This window comes from Coleofasciculus sp. (assembly GCF_046565525.1).
Taxonomy (GTDB): Bacteria; Cyanobacteriota; Cyanobacteriia; order Cyanobacteriales; family Coleofasciculaceae; genus Coleofasciculus.
Genome location: NZ_JBKHUP010000004.1, coordinates 16,114 through 33,612, shown reverse-complemented (window position 1 = coordinate 33,612; position 17,499 = coordinate 16,114). Strand labels below are relative to the sequence as shown.

At 46.6% G+C, this 17,499-nt stretch carries 12 protein-coding genes; 10 read left to right on the top strand and 2 right to left on the bottom strand.

Annotated elements, in window-relative coordinates; all coding sequences use genetic code 11:
* Positions 1-40 precede the first annotated feature (40 nt).
* Positions 41-1,165, top strand: a complete 1,125-nt coding sequence (locus ACLGGO_RS02075) for a substrate-binding domain-containing protein (RefSeq protein WP_446339964.1) — start codon at positions 41-43, stop codon at positions 1,163-1,165.
* A 128-nt stretch (positions 1,166-1,293) separates the two neighbouring features.
* Here ACLGGO_RS02075 and ACLGGO_RS02070 read toward each other — a convergent pair whose 3' ends face one another.
* A complete protein-coding gene (locus ACLGGO_RS02070) occupies positions 1,294-3,267 on the bottom strand; it encodes a PP2C family protein-serine/threonine phosphatase (protein WP_446418103.1) in 1,974 nt (657 codons plus the stop codon).
* Positions 3,268-3,614: 347 nt separating this feature from the next.
* Between ACLGGO_RS02070 and ACLGGO_RS02065 the strand changes: the two genes are divergently transcribed.
* The 6 genes from ACLGGO_RS02065 to ACLGGO_RS02040 all read left to right on the top strand — a co-directional run bounded on the left by ACLGGO_RS02065 (position 3,615) and on the right by ACLGGO_RS02040 (position 10,235).
* The gene (locus tag ACLGGO_RS02065; protein WP_446334373.1) at positions 3,615-4,046 is read left to right on the top strand and encodes an NfeD family protein; all 432 of its coding nucleotides are present in this window, start codon (positions 3,615-3,617) and stop codon (positions 4,044-4,046) included.
* A gap of 190 nt (positions 4,047-4,236) precedes the next feature.
* Positions 4,237-5,232: an SPFH domain-containing protein gene (locus tag ACLGGO_RS02060; RefSeq protein ID WP_446334374.1), complete on the top strand. Its 996-nt coding sequence runs from the start codon at positions 4,237-4,239 to the stop codon at positions 5,230-5,232.
* 316 nt (positions 5,233-5,548) lie between these two features.
* Positions 5,549-6,319, top strand: coding sequence for an aquaporin Z (aqpZ, locus tag ACLGGO_RS02055; protein ID WP_446334375.1), 771 nt, complete (start codon positions 5,549-5,551; stop codon positions 6,317-6,319).
* Between the two features lie 171 nt (positions 6,320-6,490).
* Positions 6,491-7,459, top strand: coding sequence for an ADP-ribosylglycohydrolase family protein (locus ACLGGO_RS02050; protein ID WP_446418102.1), 969 nt, complete (start codon positions 6,491-6,493; stop codon positions 7,457-7,459).
* Between the two features lie 45 nt (positions 7,460-7,504).
* The gene (locus ACLGGO_RS02045; protein WP_446418101.1) at positions 7,505-8,971 is read left to right on the top strand and encodes a serine/threonine protein kinase; all 1,467 of its coding nucleotides are present in this window, start codon (positions 7,505-7,507) and stop codon (positions 8,969-8,971) included.
* Complete coding sequence (locus tag ACLGGO_RS02040; RefSeq protein WP_446418100.1) at positions 8,958-10,235, top strand: serine/threonine protein kinase; 1,278 nt, start codon at positions 8,958-8,960, stop codon at positions 10,233-10,235. Before ACLGGO_RS02045 ends, ACLGGO_RS02040 begins: the two co-directional genes overlap by 14 nt.
* A gap of 580 nt (positions 10,236-10,815) precedes the next feature.
* On the opposite strand, the gene ACLGGO_RS02035 is transcribed toward ACLGGO_RS02040, so the two are convergent.
* Positions 10,816-11,916: a tetratricopeptide repeat protein gene (locus ACLGGO_RS02035; RefSeq protein WP_446418099.1), complete on the bottom strand. Its 1,101-nt coding sequence runs from the start codon at positions 11,914-11,916 to the stop codon at positions 10,816-10,818.
* Positions 11,917-12,196: 280 nt separating this feature from the next.
* Between ACLGGO_RS02035 and ACLGGO_RS02030 the strand changes: the two genes are divergently transcribed.
* The 3 genes from ACLGGO_RS02030 to ACLGGO_RS02020 all read left to right on the top strand — a co-directional run bounded on the left by ACLGGO_RS02030 (position 12,197) and on the right by ACLGGO_RS02020 (position 17,367).
* Entirely contained in the window at positions 12,197-12,769 is a 573-nt protein-coding gene (locus ACLGGO_RS02030; protein WP_446334380.1) for a helix-turn-helix domain-containing protein, read from the top strand.
* 3 nt (positions 12,770-12,772) lie between these two features.
* The gene (locus ACLGGO_RS02025; RefSeq protein ID WP_446418098.1) at positions 12,773-15,526 is read left to right on the top strand and encodes a peptidase domain-containing ABC transporter; all 2,754 of its coding nucleotides are present in this window, start codon (positions 12,773-12,775) and stop codon (positions 15,524-15,526) included.
* 239 nt (positions 15,527-15,765) lie between these two features.
* A complete protein-coding gene (locus ACLGGO_RS02020; RefSeq protein ID WP_446418097.1) occupies positions 15,766-17,367 on the top strand; it encodes an HlyD family efflux transporter periplasmic adaptor subunit in 1,602 nt (533 codons plus the stop codon).
* Positions 17,368-17,499 lie beyond the last annotated feature (132 nt).

Sequence of the window (17,499 nt, the reverse complement as noted above, 5' to 3'; positions counted from 1 at the left end):
CTTCCGCGTAGCAGCTTAGCAATTCCTTCTCCCCAGAACAATGGCAACCCAAACTCGTCAATCTCAAAACCCAACCCGGCTGTTAACCTCTATTGGCATTATCCTGGTATCTTTAGGTTTAACTTATGCCCCTTTACCTGGATTCAACCAGACTGTTGTTGTGGTTAGTGGAACTGAACTGGCTGAACCCCTGCAAAGTCTAGAAGCCAAGTTTGAAGAAGAAAATCCGGGAATTGACTTAGAACTCAAGTTTCAAGGTTCCCAGGATATAGTAAATAACTATATTGATAACCAGAACGACTTCCAGCCTACGGTACTCATTCCCGCCAGTAGCGAGATTGTACAGGAATTACGCGATCGCATTCAGGCGCAACAGAACAGCGAACCCTTCTACAATACGCCTCAACCTATTGCCAAAACTATCCTTGTGGGTATTGCCTGGACTCAACGGGGCAATATTCTGTTTCCCAACGGGCGTTTCCAATGGCAACAGGTTGAACAAGCCATGGAAGCCGGAAACTGGGGAGAAATTGGCGGCAATAACGATTGGGGCAGTTTTGATTTTTTGATGACAGATCCCACCCGTTCTAATAGTGGTCAGGTAACGTTAGGACTATGGGCGCAGTCTAAATTAGGCGGACGTCCACTCAGCAGCGCCGGATTAAACAATCCCGCGATTAATGCTTTATTTAGTGTAATTAAGCGTTCCGTCTATCAGCCACCCCGTTCCACCGACATATTACTGCAAGAATTTATTAGTCGGGGTCCCAATGATGCGGATGTGGCTACCGTGTATGAAAGTATTGCCCTCTATCGTTGGCAGCAATCAGCCGCGAATCAAGGCAAACCCTACCAAATTTATTACCTTGATCCGACGATTGAAACGGTATCTACCGCAGCCATTGTACGACGCAATGTGAGTGAAAGTCAGGCAAAAGCTGCCCAACAATTTTTAGAGTTTCTGACTCAACCGCCACAACAGGAAGTGTTTGTGCAGTACGGTTTCCGTCCGGTTAATAATACAGTCGATTTACAAACCGTTGCCAATAGTCCTTGGTCTCAGACTATTCCAGGTGCTCAGATCAATCCCCCTGGAAACGTGATTCCACCCCCGGATAAGCAAGTGTTAACTGAAATTCAACGGTTGTGGGAGAGGGCAAATTAACGAAGTAGGTTGGCACAGGTTGACAGGGGTTTTCAAGTTAGTAGACTACAGACTCCAAAAGAATAGCGCAAGATGTTATAACAAGTTATTTGTTTTGATTGTTTACCGTTCATTGTTGAATTTGTCTCTTACTCCTCTAATTCAGGCGGTGAGTCAGGTACAGACTCAAGCTGTTCTATCGGTTGGGGAGGCGAGAAGCGATCGCGCATTTGTTTGAACGCTTGGGGATTGAGTAGCCACTGGGCGATAAATACAGCAGCGCCAGCCGAGAAAATAATCACAAGTATCCCAAAAACTCCGATGATGATTTTGAACCAATCCTGACTAGAGGATACCGTTTCAACGTCTATGGGTTCTGAAACATCCTCTTCCTCCTCAGCAACAGGTTCCTGTGTGGCTGGCAATTCAGTCTCTAACTCAATAGTCGGGGCATTTTTTTCCAGTTGTAATCCTCCCAAATTCAAAACCACTGGATATTGAGGAGAAACAGCACAATAGGAGAGAACAACGGAAGCATTATCATAACCATTCCGTTGATTTGCCTGATCAACGAGAAACTTTGCCGCTGCTTCTAGGGATAGCTTGCCACTAAACACATCTTTGGCGAAATCCCCATAAATAGACTCCAGCCAATTATTATCACTTACCCCATCAGAACAGAGCAACAGTAAACCATCTTCCTCTAAAATAAAGCGGCGTACATGGGGATAAAGAGACTCCGCCTCCTTGGTTCCTATCGCTTGGGTCAATGCGCCAGAATCAGGGCGCTGTAAGGCATGGCGGTACAAACTGCGACCCATCCTAACTTCCCGCGCTGCTACATCATCATCGACGGTAAGCTGTTGGCAATAGTCGGGAGTGATCCAGTAGGCACGACTATCTCCGACACTGACAATATAGAGTTCATGACTATTACCTTCGCTATCCGATTGAATCACCTTTTGCGGCAATTGTAGGGCGATGGTTAAGGTTGTACCCATGCGCCGTCGGGATTCTCGTTCTTGTTGGTCGTTCTTAGAGGCAATAAGATTATTGACAACTCGAACAATTGCTGATAGCTGTTGTGCCACTAAATCCGGACTCATGAGTTCCGGATCTTCGAGTAACTCAGCTAACAATGCCCGCACCTGAATTTTCACCGACTGCATGGCGATATGGCTAGCGACTTCGCCGCCTTCATGTCCGCCAATACCATCGCAGACGATGGAGAGATGGGAAATCAGGGGATCAGGTTCTGTGGTCAAATCCGATCGCAGAGGATAGCAGCTATCCTCATTGTGGTCATGTAACGGACCTGTATCCGTGAGTCCAGCTACCTCTAAACGCAGGGGTTGTTGCGAAGATTGAGCCAAAAGAAGCTGATTAAGCTGGACTGCGATCGCGTCAAAGGAGGGGTTGGGCGTTTGCATTTGCTGGGCGATGTCTCGCAGTTGAGCCGCCACCGTCACGGATGCTGTGTGACACCAGGATTCCCAACATTGTCCTAGCTGTTGCAGACTCGCCTGAGTTCGGGAGTGGGGTAGGGTTGTCGTACCTCCAGACGCACCTGTTGATGAGTCTTTTCTTTCACCTGTGACTGACAGGGGGACAGGTTGGAAATCAGTCGTCCCATTCCTAACCAGTTCCCGCAGTCGCACCCGCCAGCCTTCGACTCGCACCTGTTCGGGATCAACCAGGGTGGCGGCTACGCCTAATTCAGCTAAAGGTTGCCATAACTCTAGAATTTGCCATAACCAATAGATCTGACGTAAAGGCGAGGCTTGTGACCATTGTGAAGTAATCGCTGGATAGAGTTCACCCTTATTGTCGATCGGGACATTTTCCAGCAAAATAATTGGTGTATCCGATTCAGACTCTGCCCCAGAACAAACGCCATAAACCTCCGGAACGTGCAGACGATGGGGATACAGGCGTAGATAGGGGAGGAACATGCCATTTAAGCGATCAGGAGCCTGGGGTAACTCCTCTGGGTGCAGATCCAGCCAAATTTGGGGTGCGACGACTTGATACCGTTGTGCAACCATTTCCCCCACCGGGAACGATGCAGCCGTTGCACCCACTGCCCACAGATAACGATTAGTTTGCGGCTCTTCAGTACTCATAACCTTAAAAATACTTTAAAAATAATCCTGGAATGAATTGGCAACGGTCGCAACTCCAGCCGTTTTCGGTTTGATCAGATACACCGAGATCCTGGAAAAAGAAATAATGTACCTCATGTAGTGGCGGGCTAACCATAAATACCAGACCCCCAAGATAAACCAGAATAATAAAAAGATGGCTCTGTGTCTAGACTCATCTGCTCCTCCTTCCCTAAAAAAGTTTAGTTATGTTATCAAATATTTACAGAACGTTTCGGTAAAACCAGCCCCGGAGAACCATGCTCTGCCTCGATAGGGAATTAAACTAGAATAAAAGGCTTTCAACCCAGGATACACTGGATTTTTATATGTCACTCAATCCTTCCCTACTTTGGCTCCTGGCAGGCTCAATGCTTTGTCTGGTGGAGCTATTTGTCCCTACGGCATTTGTCGCCTTTACCATGGGAATTAGCGCTTTAGTCGTGGCGCTGGTGGCGTTAATTATTCCCCTGTTTCCGGTGCAAGTGGTGCTATGGTTGGCGCTATCCACGGCACTGGTTATTGCATCTCGGCGTATCCTCCCGGCGGCTAAGGTGGCGAAACGTCTCGACGCTGTGGAAGCCCGTACCTTGACCGAAATTCCCCCCGGAGAAACGGGACGCATTCTCTATGAAGGGAATTCCTGGCAAGCGCGTTGTGACGATGAAACAGCCGCGATCGCACCCAACCAAAATGTTTATGTCGTTCGTCGGCAAGGCAATACACTCATCGTTGTTCCTCAAAATCTAGTCCCTTACTAAATTTTAACTTTTGTGCTGAAAACAGATTTTCCATGAGCTGTGGGGGAAATACGCTCAAATTTAGAATCCCCCGCATTTTAACCGGGGGAGAAGTCAAGAGATATTGTTGTTAACGCTTAACTTAGCGGTTTGAGAAATAATTGCCACTGTTTATGGGTGGCAGACAATTAAAATTCTAGGAGGTAATAACATGGATATATTTGCGTGGTTGATTATTTTGGTGCTTGGCGGTTCCACGATGGCTAGCTCCATTAAGATTGTCAATCAAGGGAATGAAGCATTAGTGGAACGATTGGGGAAATACAGTGGCAAAAAGCTGGAACCGGGCTTGAATCTTATGGTTCCGGTTCTGGATCGTGTTGTATTTAAGGAAACAATTCGGGAAAAAGTGCTTGACATTCCTCCCCAAAAATGCATCACTTGCGATAATGTTTCCATCAGCGTGGACGCCGTGGTCTATTGGCGGATCATGGATATGGAAAAAGCTTACTACAAGGTAGAAGATCTGCAAGCGGCAATGGTGAATTTAGTGCTGACGCAGATTCGTTCAGAAATGGGCAAACTGGAACTGGATCAAACCTTTACGGCGCGATCTGAAGTGAATGAAACCCTGCTGCGGGAACTAGATATTGCTACTGATCCCTGGGGTGTGAAAGTGACACGGGTAGAATTGCGGGATATTGTGCCTTCTAAAGCGGTACAAGACTCAATGGAGTTGCAAATGTCCGCCGAACGGCGAAAACGGGCGGCAATTCTCACCTCTGAAGGGGAACGGGAATCGGCAGTTAATAGTGCCAGAGGGAACGCGGAAGCCCGAGTACTCGATGCGGAAGCGCGACAAAAGGCAGCGATTTTAGACGCCGAGGCGCAGCAAAAGGCGATTGTCCTCAAAGCTCAAGCCGAACGCCAGCAGGCAGTTCTCAGGGCGCAAGCCACTTCAGAGGCGCTGCAAATTGTGGCGAAGACGCTTAAGGGTGACCCCGTTGCCCGTGATGCCCTACAGTTCTTACTGGCACAGAATTATCTAGAGATGGGTAAAGAGATTGGCAGTAGTGATAGTAGTAAGGTGATGTTTATGGACCCCCGTGCGATTCCGGCGACGATTGAGGGGATTCGCTCCATAGTTGGCGATCGCGAACAGTTGGATTCCGAAGGGTTCAATTTTGAATCCCCTAATAACCATTAAGTAGGGGTTGCTGAATAAGTCTTGTGGTGGGGAGAGATGGGGAGATAGGGTGATGGGGTGAGGGTGAGTAGGGGCTTGGTAACCAAGCCCCTACATTTTTATTAGGGGTGATTTGCCGGACATCATCTGAGAAGTTTTGGGTGGACTTAGCCCACTTTTTTTGCCTATTTTTCAGGGGGAAGTATTGGCAGCTGTTTTGTCTGAAGTGTTGTTTGATTAGCAGGGCTTATCTCCCCGAATAAAGGGACTCTATAAGTCTAATTAAACTGATTGATTACTTCTGATACTATCTGAATCAGTTAATAGAGCATTAATTATGAATTTGGTAAAGCGAAGTATCGCCGAGTTGATCGGCACGTTTTGGCTAGTTTTCGGAGGATGTGGTAGCGCTGTACTTGCCGCTGCATTTCCTTATGGTGAAGGGAGCAATCCCTTGGGTATCGGTTTGGTGGGTGTTTCCCTCGCCTTTGGTTTGACGGTGTTAACCATGGCTTACGCCGTAGGTCCGATTTCCGGGGGACACTTTAACCCGGCTGTATCCTTTGGTCTTTGGGCGGCAAAACGCTTTCCGGGGGCTGAATTACTCCCCTATATTGCCGCACAAGTTGTGGGTGCGATCGCAGCCTCCACGGTTTTGTTTGTCATTGCCAGTGGGCGAATCGGTTTTGAGATGACTGGCTCAAATCCCTTTGCCACCAATGGTTTTGGGGTTCATTCTCCGGGCGGCTATTCCCTGTTTGCCTGTTTTATCACCGAGGTGTTGCTGACGTTCATCTTTTTGATGATTATCTTAGGAGCAACAGATCAGCGGGCGCCTCAAGGTTTTGCTCCCATTGCTATCGGTTTAGCCTTGACGTTGATTCACTTGATTAGTATTCCTGTAACCAATACGTCGGTCAATCCAGCCCGGAGTACCGGACCTGCTATTTTTGCGGGTGTTGAACTGTTTCAGCAAGTCTGGTTATTCTGGGTTGCCCCTATTTTGGGTGCGTTAGTCGCTGGCTTTTTCTACCTCAAATTTTTCGATGACTCAGCCTCGAAAAATACTCCACAAGGAGATGTGATAATGAGTAAAGAGCCAGCCTAAAGCCTGATTAGAATACACAGACGGCGTGTCAAAGTAAGACAGAATAAAACTTGGAGTGGTTTGAAGACTCATTAATGAGCTGATTGATGATAGATCATTTTTTATATGTCATCGTTGTGGGGTGGGCTATGCCCACCTTTTTTAAGCGTCTCAAGTGGGGAGAAATTGTTCATGGAAACCAGCCAATCTCAAGTCCTAGCAGGACTCCTGGGAGTCTGTGTTGGTGATGCGTTGGGTGTACCTGTGGAATTTACCAGCCGGGAGGAACGCCTGCGCGAGCCTGTAACCTCTATGCGGGGTTATGGTAGCCATAATCAGCCACCGGGGACTTGGTCAGATGACAGTTCTCTCACCTTCTGTTTAGCCGAAAGCCTCTGTCAGGGATTTTCCCTCGACGCGATCGCACAATCCTTTTGTCTTTGGCATGATCAAGGTTACTGGACACCTCACGGCACCGTCTTTGATATTGGTATGGCGACGTCTACAGCAATTCGTCGCCTACGCTGGGATCAGGTTTCGCCATTAGAGTCAGGTAGTACGGATGAAAAAAGTAATGGCAATGGGTCACTGATGCGAATTTTACCCATGGCTTTCTATTATCAATCCCTAGAATTTCCTGAATTGATTAAAAGAGTCCATCAGGTTTCTAGCATTACTCATGCCCATCTTCGTTCTCAGATGGCATGTGGGATTTATATCAGTATAGCGATTCGATTACTAGAAGGTGATGATCCAGCTACGGCTTATTTTAAAGGAATTCAAAAAATTCACCAGAGCTACAATCAACCCCCCTATACCTCAGAACTCGATAAATTCACCAGAATCTTAGATGGAGAAATCGCCCAGTTTCCCATGGAGGCGATTCAATCGAGAAGCTATGTCATTCATACCTTAGAAGCCGCACTTTGGTGTTTTTTAACCAGTACATCCTATCCCCAATCTGTGTTAAAAGCGGTTAATTTAGGCTCAGATACCGATACCACGGCGGCGGTTACAGGAGGATTAGCGGGTCTATATTACGGTGTCGAACAAATTCCCCAAGAATGGCGTGACCAAATTGCCCGCAAAGACGATATTGTTGACCTTGCCAAGGGTTTAGCTTCAGCTATAGCCTCGGAAAACTCAACCAATGACGAATGACCAATGACGACTTTATGATAAAGATATCAATTCGGGCAATTTTGTATGGAGCGATCGCATCAGCCTGGGGATATCATTGCTCAACGGTATCGTATCCTAGCTATCTTGGGGCAAGGAGGAACGGGGACAACCTACGAGGCGCAAGATCAAAGTAATAATCAACGGGTGGCGATCAAAGAAATGTCTTTGCGCCGGCTCAAAGACTGGAAAGACTTGGATCTGTTTGAACGGGAAGCTCAAGTGCTATCTTACCTCGATCATCCAGCTATCCCCAATTACCTGGACTACTTTGAGGTGGATACTCCCCAAACCCGTTTATTTTATATTGTGCAGGAACTAGCCCCGGGGCGATCGCTGTTTGATTGGGTTCAAAGCGGTTGGCGTACCCAAGAAGATGAAATCAAGGATATTGCCATCCAAATCCTAGAAACCCTAATTTATCTTCACCACATTTCTCCCCCGATTATTCATCGCGATATCAAACCCCAAAATATTATCCGCCGAGATGATGGACAGGTGTTTCTTGTCGATTTTGGCTCAGTACGTCATGCTTATTGGAATCGCCGTAACCAGGGGATGACTGTGGTTGGTACTTTTGGTTACATGGCACCGGAACAAGATCGAGGACAAGCCTATCCCGCCTCTGATTTGCATGGTTTAGCTGCTACCTTACTATTTCTACTCACTCACCGTTCTCCCGCCGATTTACCCCAGAAACGGTTAAAACTTGACTTTCGTTCTCGTGTGAATGTGTCGCCAGAGTTTGCCGACTGGCTGGACAAAATGTTAGAACCCGTGGTGGAGGATCGATTCCTCTCCGCTCGGGCAGCGTTAAACGCTTTGCAAAATCCCAAAACCCTGATCCAGCCTGTAGTAGAACATCGCCGTCGTCCAGCAGGAAGTCAGATTACATTGACCGCCACAAACGAACAGTTAGAACTCACAATTCCGCCGGCTGGGTTTAGGGGAACGGGTGGGTATTTGAATCCTGTAGCATGGAGTTTGCTCTTCATTCCAACCACAGTACTCGCCTTTTTAGCGATCGCTGTCCCAAATCACCTTTATCGGATGATCCTGGTGAGCAGTCCCTGGCTCTTTGTGGGGGCATACATCAGTCTTATCTTTATACTACATGAACTATCGGTGTTAAATATTCTGTTGCGTGCAGCCAGCCACATTCAACTCAAGATTAACCCAAAAAACTTTCAGTTACAGTGGACGCTATTGGGGTTAAAAAAAACGATTCAGGGACGAACCGCAGATATTAACTGGATCGAAATTATTACCCAGTATACCGAAAAAAACAAGTTAACCAAAACATCCGAACGGTATAAAATACCTGTACGCAAATGCCGACTTTTAACCCAAATGTCCCATCAACGGATTGAATTTGCCCAGTTCATCTCCCAACGGGAACGGGAGTGGGTGGTTGAGGAAGTAACCACCTTTATGAAACACCTGCATCAGCGTTATCCTCACCTGAAACCGGAGGATGATTATGAACGGACATAATCCAGGAGATTGTATCGCTCAACGCTATCAGATTATCAATATTCTGGGTAGTGGGGGAACGGGGACAACCTACGCCGCGCAAGACCAAAAAACGGGTCAAAAGGTGGCACTCAAAGCGTTGTCTTTAGTCGGTATGACGGACTGGAAAGTCTTGGAACTCTTTGAACGTGAAGCCAAAGTGCTCTCCCGTTTAGATCATCCGGCAATCCCCAAGTATTTGGATTATTTTCAGGTTGAAACGCCCCAGAATCGCTGTTTCTATCTTGTCCAAGAATTAGCTCCTGGAACGTCTCTATCCCTATTAGTCAAACAAGGATGGCAACCGGATGAGGTCAAAGTTCTCAAAATTGCCAGACAAATTTTGGAAATTCTCGACTATCTCCATAATTTGACGCCTCCCATTATTCACAGAGATATTAACCCCCAAAACATTATCCTGGATCAAAAAGGAAATGTCTTTTTAGTTGATTTTGGGGCAGTCCAAAATGTTTATCGGAACACTCTGACTCAAGGAAGTACAGTTGTCGGAACCTATGGATACATGGCACCCGAACAGTTTCGAGGACAAGGGTATATCACGTCTGACTTGTACGGTTTAGGGGCAACATTATTATTTTTAGTGACTCATCGTTCTCCAGGCGATTTACCTCAACGCCGCCTCAAGATTGATTTTCGCGCTCAGGTACAGTCAGAAGAATTAGCGAACTGGTTAGAGAAAATGCTCGAACCCGTTGCTGAAGATCGATTTGCTTCGGCTCAGGACGCTTTAATTGCCTTACAGGGTGAACTCGCTGATCAAAATTCATTCATTGAGCCGCCTGTATCAATAAGTAATCGTATCTTCTTGGAAAAACACCGTGACTATATCCTTGTCGATATTCCATTCTTATCATGGTATGTGATGGTGGGTTCCCTAATAGTATTTATTGGACTAATTTGTGTTTTGCCTTTTATAATCGCCATCCTACCCTTATTAATCGTCATTCGAGACAAATTTCTCAGTCACATCTACTTGAAAATTGACAAAAAAACGTTCCAGTTGCAGTGGCAAATACTGGGATTAAGATATTGGCGCAAGGGACGAACTGCAGATATTGACAGACTGGAGATAGACATTCGCTACAATTCAAACGGTCAACCCATTCGGTCTTGTGCTATTGTCGAAGGGGTTCGCACTCATCGTTTTGGTAAATATCTTAAGTTAACCGAGAAGGATTGGCTGGTGCAAGAGTTGAATTGTTTTTTGGAACAGTTACGTTCTTGAATATCGTCATTGGTCATTCGTCATTTGCTTCCCCAGCTCGCCATCGCCAAGTCATACCAAATCCGGGGAACGCTACCCCTGTTATAAACCAGTCCGCACAGGCGGACGAAAGTTTGTGTAGAAGCGATTTCAATCGCCTCCTCTTGCAGGGGGTAATAAAGGTGGATTTAGTATCAAACCCTGTCAGAAAGTTAGGGGAATCCCCTAATTTTAGCAACATTCCCTAACTGTCTATCGCTTATTATATAAAACTTCTAGCGTCCAGTGTGGGTGGCTGGTTTGAAGACAATTCCCCCAACTATTCTGAATTCAACGGTCAAATGACTGCCAAGCACCGCCAGCATGATGAAGATTGTGATGTGAGTGTGAACAGCAGTCTTGATTTGTTGTGAACTTTAGTTGGCTACAGCCATGTATTACTTTGCACTCATCGGTAACTCTATGTCTACTCGCTCTCTCCAGGATGAGGATGATGAGGATGATGAAAATGATGTGCCAATTGTTCCTAATCCTTAATTCCAACCAGTCTAGTACCGCTACCTTGAACGGAAAACGTCACTCGTTGTCCAGACGTTTTTGCCTAATTGCCTACAGGTTTTAGGCGTTCGCGTGCCTGAAACTGCCAGAAGTCTAATTCCGGAGATCTCCAAGCGACTTCTTTTCGTCTCTTGTCTCTGGTGTCATAGGTAAGGCAGTTTGCCCATGATACCAGAGCGCTTTTCTCGTCCCCTTGAATGTCTTGCACTTGTGCGAGTAAACAGTAACTAGCCGCACGTTCGCTATCTAATTCAATTGCCTTTTGTAGGTGATATTGGGCGTCAGAATATTGCTTTTGCAGCAGATACGCCCAACCCAGATTTTTGTGGACAGAGGATTTTACGGAAGCATCCTTAACCTGGTTTATTCTTGGTAAGAGTCGCTCAATTGCTGTAGCGCTGTTTCCTGCTAAAATGTCCAAACGAGCCAGGTTACTCAGGGCAGCATCGGCGGCGCGTCCTTTGTGGTTTGCTGCCGTTTGGTAGTGGTTGTAGGCACGCTCAACATCTTCCAGCTTTTCATAGGTTGAACCCAGGTTGTAGTGAGCCCCGCCTAGGTTGGGATTAAATTCAATTGCCCACTGTAAATAAAATGCAGCACTTTGGAAGTCCCCCTGTAGGTAGCGTTCATAGCCAATTTTGTTGAGATTTTTAGCAATTTGTTTCCGTTTGGATTCCTCGTCAATCAGTTGGCTGAAGGTTTTGAGGAGCTGCTCGCGGACAGGTTGAGTCATTGCCGGTAACTGCCAGATGACATCAGGTTCATCTTGAGAGGGTTCAACTAATTTTGTCGGCTCAAGGGTTTGGGTATCCCCTCTCTCAGCATCACTGGTGTCTTGGGCATTGGCTGTTTCGGGTGTCACTTCATTGGCAGTGACAGGGGTGGAGTCTGTGAGTAGTTCAGGTTTGTACTTTGCCACGAGCTTAGCGACTTCCAAGCGTTTGTAGCGGCGCTCATCGGCATGGTTATTGTCTAAGCCTAATGTTTGACAAGTCCGTTCAATATGTTTTCTGACTGTCGCTTCTCCAATCTTCAGAGACTTGGCGATCGCGCCATCGGTTTCACCCGCCAATACTCGTCGTAACACCTGCTTGCGTCGGGGTGTTAGCCGATTAAATGCTTGCTCAAACTCCTCTTGATTCATCGCTGGCTAGCTCATCCACACTTGTGACTGTTACTCAAGCGAGTTGGCTGTGACTTTTAATTCTCCCCAATTCTAGCCGACATACTTTCCTCTGTCTGTAGGGGTGTTTGTCTATTGCCGCAACTAGATTGACAACTAGCGAAATAATTGTCACAATAGTGACTTGTAAGTCACAAGCGTGACAAACGCAACCAACCTGTGACTGTATCGGCAAGGGGAAATCATCACCTTGATGGTTGACGCTCAGTGATTCGCCATAACTGAAATTCCATAAGGAGAGATGACGGTGAAAACATCAGGTCAGCATCTAACACCGTTTCAGCGCAAACTGCTGCAAAAAAGTCTGCAAGAGGATTTACCGGAAAAGTACCGCCAGCGGATTGAAATCATGTTGCTGGCAGATGAAGGGATATCTCAAGCCAAAATTTGTCAAACCTTGGGGTGTTGTCCAGCAACCGCACGGCATTGGATACACGTCGCCCGTGCGGGAATGGCACACCAATGGCAAGAGAGTCGGATTGGTCGCCCGAAGACGGTGAATGATCAGTATTTAGAACGGTTAAAAGAACTGGTGAGCCATAGTCCTCGTGACTATGGTTATTCATTTGGGCGCTGGACCGGGCAATGGTTAAGTAAGCATCTGGCGAAAGAATTGGGGATTGAGGTGAGCGATCGCAATGTTAACCTTTTGCTCAAGAAAATGGGACTCTCCACTCGACCCAAATCTGATTCAGCACCAGAGGTAACGGAGTTGGAAACCCCTCAATGCTCTCGCATCAGAATTGGGGACTTGCAATCTGCTTGCGAGTCCGAACTCCCGTGGTCACTCAATTTTATCAAGACCAGTAACTAACTCATGGTTCAGAAGTCATCAACTTTTTCCCAGGAACAGCTTGGTCAACAGCTTGCCCAAACCTTGGGACAGGCTCTTTCCGATGCGGAACTCTCAAACTGTTTTCAGCAGATTCAAATTCTAGAGCCAACCCCAGGTAAACGGTTCTGGGAGACAGCAGAGGCGACGGTGGGACTCTATATCATTTTGGCGGGTAAAGTCAGACTACTCAATAGTACGGATGATTTAATTACGTCACTAGAGACAGGGGCGTCATTTGGTGAACTCACTCTGTTTCCAGAGGAGGAATTTCACCCCTATGCGGCTAGAGCTTCCGTTAAGTTGAGGCTTTGCTATATTCCCGGTGATGTTTTGCGATCGCTCATTCGCCAGTATCCTTCGATAAAAGAGCATTTGTACGCCAGTGCAGTACGCCGCGATTCACAGGTGAGGGGGGCAAACGCCAGCCAATCGACTGACAGCCCAGGGGTTACAGCATTTCCCCATAAATCTGAGGCGGTTGTCATGTCTCAACTGTCTGAGGAACAAAAACCCCAGTCCCAGATTAGTCGAGCGTACTTCCCCAACCCTACCGTAAAAGTGGGTCAGTGGTGGGGGCGAATCACCCGACGCTATCCCTTCTTTGCCCAGCAAAGTGCCTCGGATTGCGGTGCTGCTTGTCTGGTGATGGTGGGCCGCTACTGGGGGAAGCGGTTTAGTGTCAATCGCCTGCGGGATAGTGCCAATGTTGACCGCAATGGCGCGTCACTGCGCGGGTTAGCCGCCGCTGCTGAGAGTATTGGGTTTACCACTCGTCCGGTAAAAGCCAGTCTGAATAAACTGGCTGAACAACGGTTACCTGCGATTGTCCATTGGCAAGGGAAGCACTATATTGTCGTTTATGAGGTGAGACGCGATCGCGTGATTGTGGCTGATCCGGCTATTGGTCAGCGTAGCCTAACTCATGCCCAATTTAAAGCGGATTGGACGGGTTATACATTATTACTCCAACCTACAGCCCTACTCAAGCAGGCTCAAGAAGCTAGCACCCCCTTCTGGCAATTCTTTGAGCTGGTGAAACCCCACCAACTGGTGTTGCTGGAAGTGTTGATTGCTTCGGTTTTGATTCAGATTTTTGGACTGATTACGCCACTATTTACTCAGTTGCTGTTGGATCGGGTGGTTGTACAGCGCAGCACGTTGACGTTAACCGCTGTCGGGTTAGGGTTACTCATCTTTGGCTTGTTTCGAGTCGCGATGACTGGACTGCGGCAGTACCTTCTGGATCATACCGCCAACCGAGTCGATTTAGCGCTGATTGTCGGGTTTATTAGCCATACCTTCCGGCTTCCTTTGAGTTTCTTTGAGTCTCGTTATGTGGGAGACATCATTTCCCGTGTCCAGGAAAATCGCAAGATTCAGCGTTTTCTTACGGGTGAAGCCCTATCCATTCTGCTGGATTTACTGACGGTGTTCATCTATGTCGGGTTGATGCTTTGGTACAGTTGGAAGATGGCACTGTTAACGTTAGTTATTGTACCACCATTTGTGTTATTGGCGTTAATTGCGACACCCTTTTTACAGCGAGTTTCCCGTGAGATTTTTGGGGCTTATACGGAGGAAACGGGGTACTTAATCCAATCCCTGACAGGTATTCGTACTGTCAAATCTATGGCGGTTGAGCAGACGGTGCGCTGGCATTGGGAGGATTTGTTTGGCAAGTCGATTAAAACGTCTTTTTCTGGGCAGGTGATTGGTAATACACTCCAGACATTTAGCTTAACCATTGAAGCCGTAGTCACGACGGCATTACTCTGGTTTGGGGCGTGGCTGGTGATTCAAAATGAACTCACGATTGGGCAATTAGTCGCGTTTAATATGTTGCTGGGGAATGTGATTCGTCCTTTCCAGCGGCTGATTGTGTTGTGGAATGATTTGCAGGAAGTGGTGATTGCGGTGGAGCGGATTAATGATGTGATTGACACTGAACCGGAGGAAGATTTACATTCGTCCTCTCGTCAATTTTTACCCCCGATTCGCGGACATATTCGGTTTGAGCAAGTCACGTTTCGTTACCATCCCGAAAGTGATCTGAATACCCTAGAAAATCTTAGTTTTGAGGTGCAGCCAGGGCAAATGGTGGCGCTGGTTGGGCGTAGTGGTTCGGGGAAGACGACGATTTCTAAGTTAGTTTTGGGACTTTATCCTGCGACTGAAGGGAAGATTCTAATTGATGGCTATGATGTTACCAGTTTATCCCTGCGATCGCTCCGTCAGCAAATTGGTGTGGTTGACCAGGATACGTTTCTATTTGGGGGTACAATACGGGACAATATTACGGTGGGTCATCCCGAAGCTACGTTGGATGATGTGATTGAAGCGGCTAAACAGGCGGGAGCGCATCAGTTTATTAAAGAATTGCCCATGGGTTATGAAACCCAAATCGGTGAAGGGGGAGGGATGCTTTCGGGGGGACAACGACAGCGCCTTGCGATTGCTCGTGCTTTATTAGGAAATCCGCGATTGTTGATTTTAGATGAAGCGACGAGTAATCTTGATGCTGAATCAGAACGGATTATTCAAACTAATCTGAATACAATTCTGACGAATCGGACAACATTAGTGATTGCTCATCGTCTGTCAACTGTCCGCAATGCTGACCGAATTTTGGTGTTGGATAGAGGGGTTTTGGTAGAAAGTGGAACTCACGATGAATTAATGGCAAAACGGGGTCAGTATTTCTACCTCAATCAGCAGCAATTTACGATGACGGGTTGAATTAACGGTTAACGCTAATGGAAATTAGAGACTGTCTAGTGTACTTTGTCATTCTGAACGCTGACATTTTAATTAGAAAGGAAGCCTATCACCTTTTTAGTGGCGTGGCACAGCTAAAATAGTGCTTTGTTTGTAGTAAGCACTTTAGTGCTTTAACGCATAACTGGAGAGGGCTAAAGCCCTCACTACAAAACAAATCTATCCCACAGTTAGCTGATGGCTTTTCCTTATAAATTCCAATGAGTAATGAACAATTAACAATCAACACTAATATGCCAAACCTATCGACACAGGAATCAGGGAGTCGGAATGGTCACTATCCTCGTGATCAAGAACAGACTGAAGTGATTATGACTAATAATCCGGCTCAAACAGCACTACCTAATCAGGTAAATTCATCTGAATTGATTAGTGAAGATTGGTCATCGTTGACCAAGGAACTGATTGATACTGTACCGCGAGTTTGGACGCGGGGGTTGTTGTATTTTTTAGTCGTGTTTGCGGGGATTATCTTACCCTGGGCAATGTTATCTAAGGTGGATGAAACCGGGAGTGCTAGAGGGCGACTAGAGCCCCAGGGAAATGTGTTTAAAGTCGATGCACCAGTGGCGGGGACAGTGGCTAAGGTTTTAGTTAAAGAAGGTCAATTCGTCACCAATAAGCAGCCGTTACTGGAACTGGAATCCGAGGAGATTAAGAGCGAACTCCAGCAAGCTCAGACGAGATTAGAAGGGCAACAAAATCGGCTGGCGCAGTTGGAATTAATGAAAAATCAATTGCTTCTGGGAGTTCGCGCTCAACAACAACAAAACAAGGCTCAAGCCTTGGAAAAACAGGCTCAAGTGGAGCAAGCACGGCAGAATTTGGAGTCTCTTAGGAATTCTTACAACTTACAAAAGGAGGAGAAACTGGCTCAAGTCAATCAGGCAGAGAAAAACCTTGAATATAGCAAAACTGCCTTCAATTTAGCAGAAATTCGTTTAGCTAAGGCACAACGAGAAGTCCAACGTTACCGCCAAATTCAGGAGCAAGGTGTGGTTCCGGAAATTAAGGTAGTTGAACAGGAAGATTTGGCTCAAGAACGGCAACGGTTACAGGAACAAGCGGAGTCAGATGTGCAGCAATCTAAGTTGCGGCAGGAAGAGCAACAAAGTAGTTATCAGAGGATTATTCATCAAGCTCAGTCTGATATCGAGCAAGGCAAACTTCGCTTACAAGAGCAGGAAAAAAGCTATCAGAGTTTGATTCATTCGGGGAATATTGCTATGCTTAAAAGTGAAGAACAGATTAAAGAACTGCAAACCCAAGTTACGACGCTTAAAGCCGAAATTGCTCAGAGTAAAAGTCAGATTCAAGCTTGGGAATTTCAGTTAGGACAACGAGTGTTACGCGCCCCCGTGAATGGGACAGTTTTTCAGTTACCGATTCAACGAACTGGGGCGGTAGTACAACCGAGTACGTTAATTGCTGAAATTGCACCCAAGAATGCTTCCCTTATCCTGCGGGCGCAGATGGCGACATCTGAAAGTGGAACGCTGCGTAAAGGGATGCCGGTTAAGATGAAGTTTGATGCTTATCCGTTTCAAGATTACGGGGTAGTTGAAGGAACGGTGAGTCAGATTTCACCCACGTCTAAGGTGACGGAAACTGAGCAGGGTCAGATAGCTACCTTTGACCTGGAAATTGAGTTGAAACAGACTTGTATTAAAAGTTCGCAAGGTTGTACAGATTTGGCTGCTGGACAGACAGCAACGGCTGAAGTGATTGTCCGGCAGCGTCGCATTATTGATTTTATTCTTGATCCGTTTAAGAAGTTGCAAAAAGGGGGGTTTGAACTTTAGAGTTTTGGGACTATGGATTCGGGTTTACACGAGAATTAGCCCAGTGACATTGGCTGGTTAAAATAGACAGTCAATAACCTAATTTAGGAGCTTAGTTTTTACGGTATGTGGCGCAACGTTAGTAGAGACGTT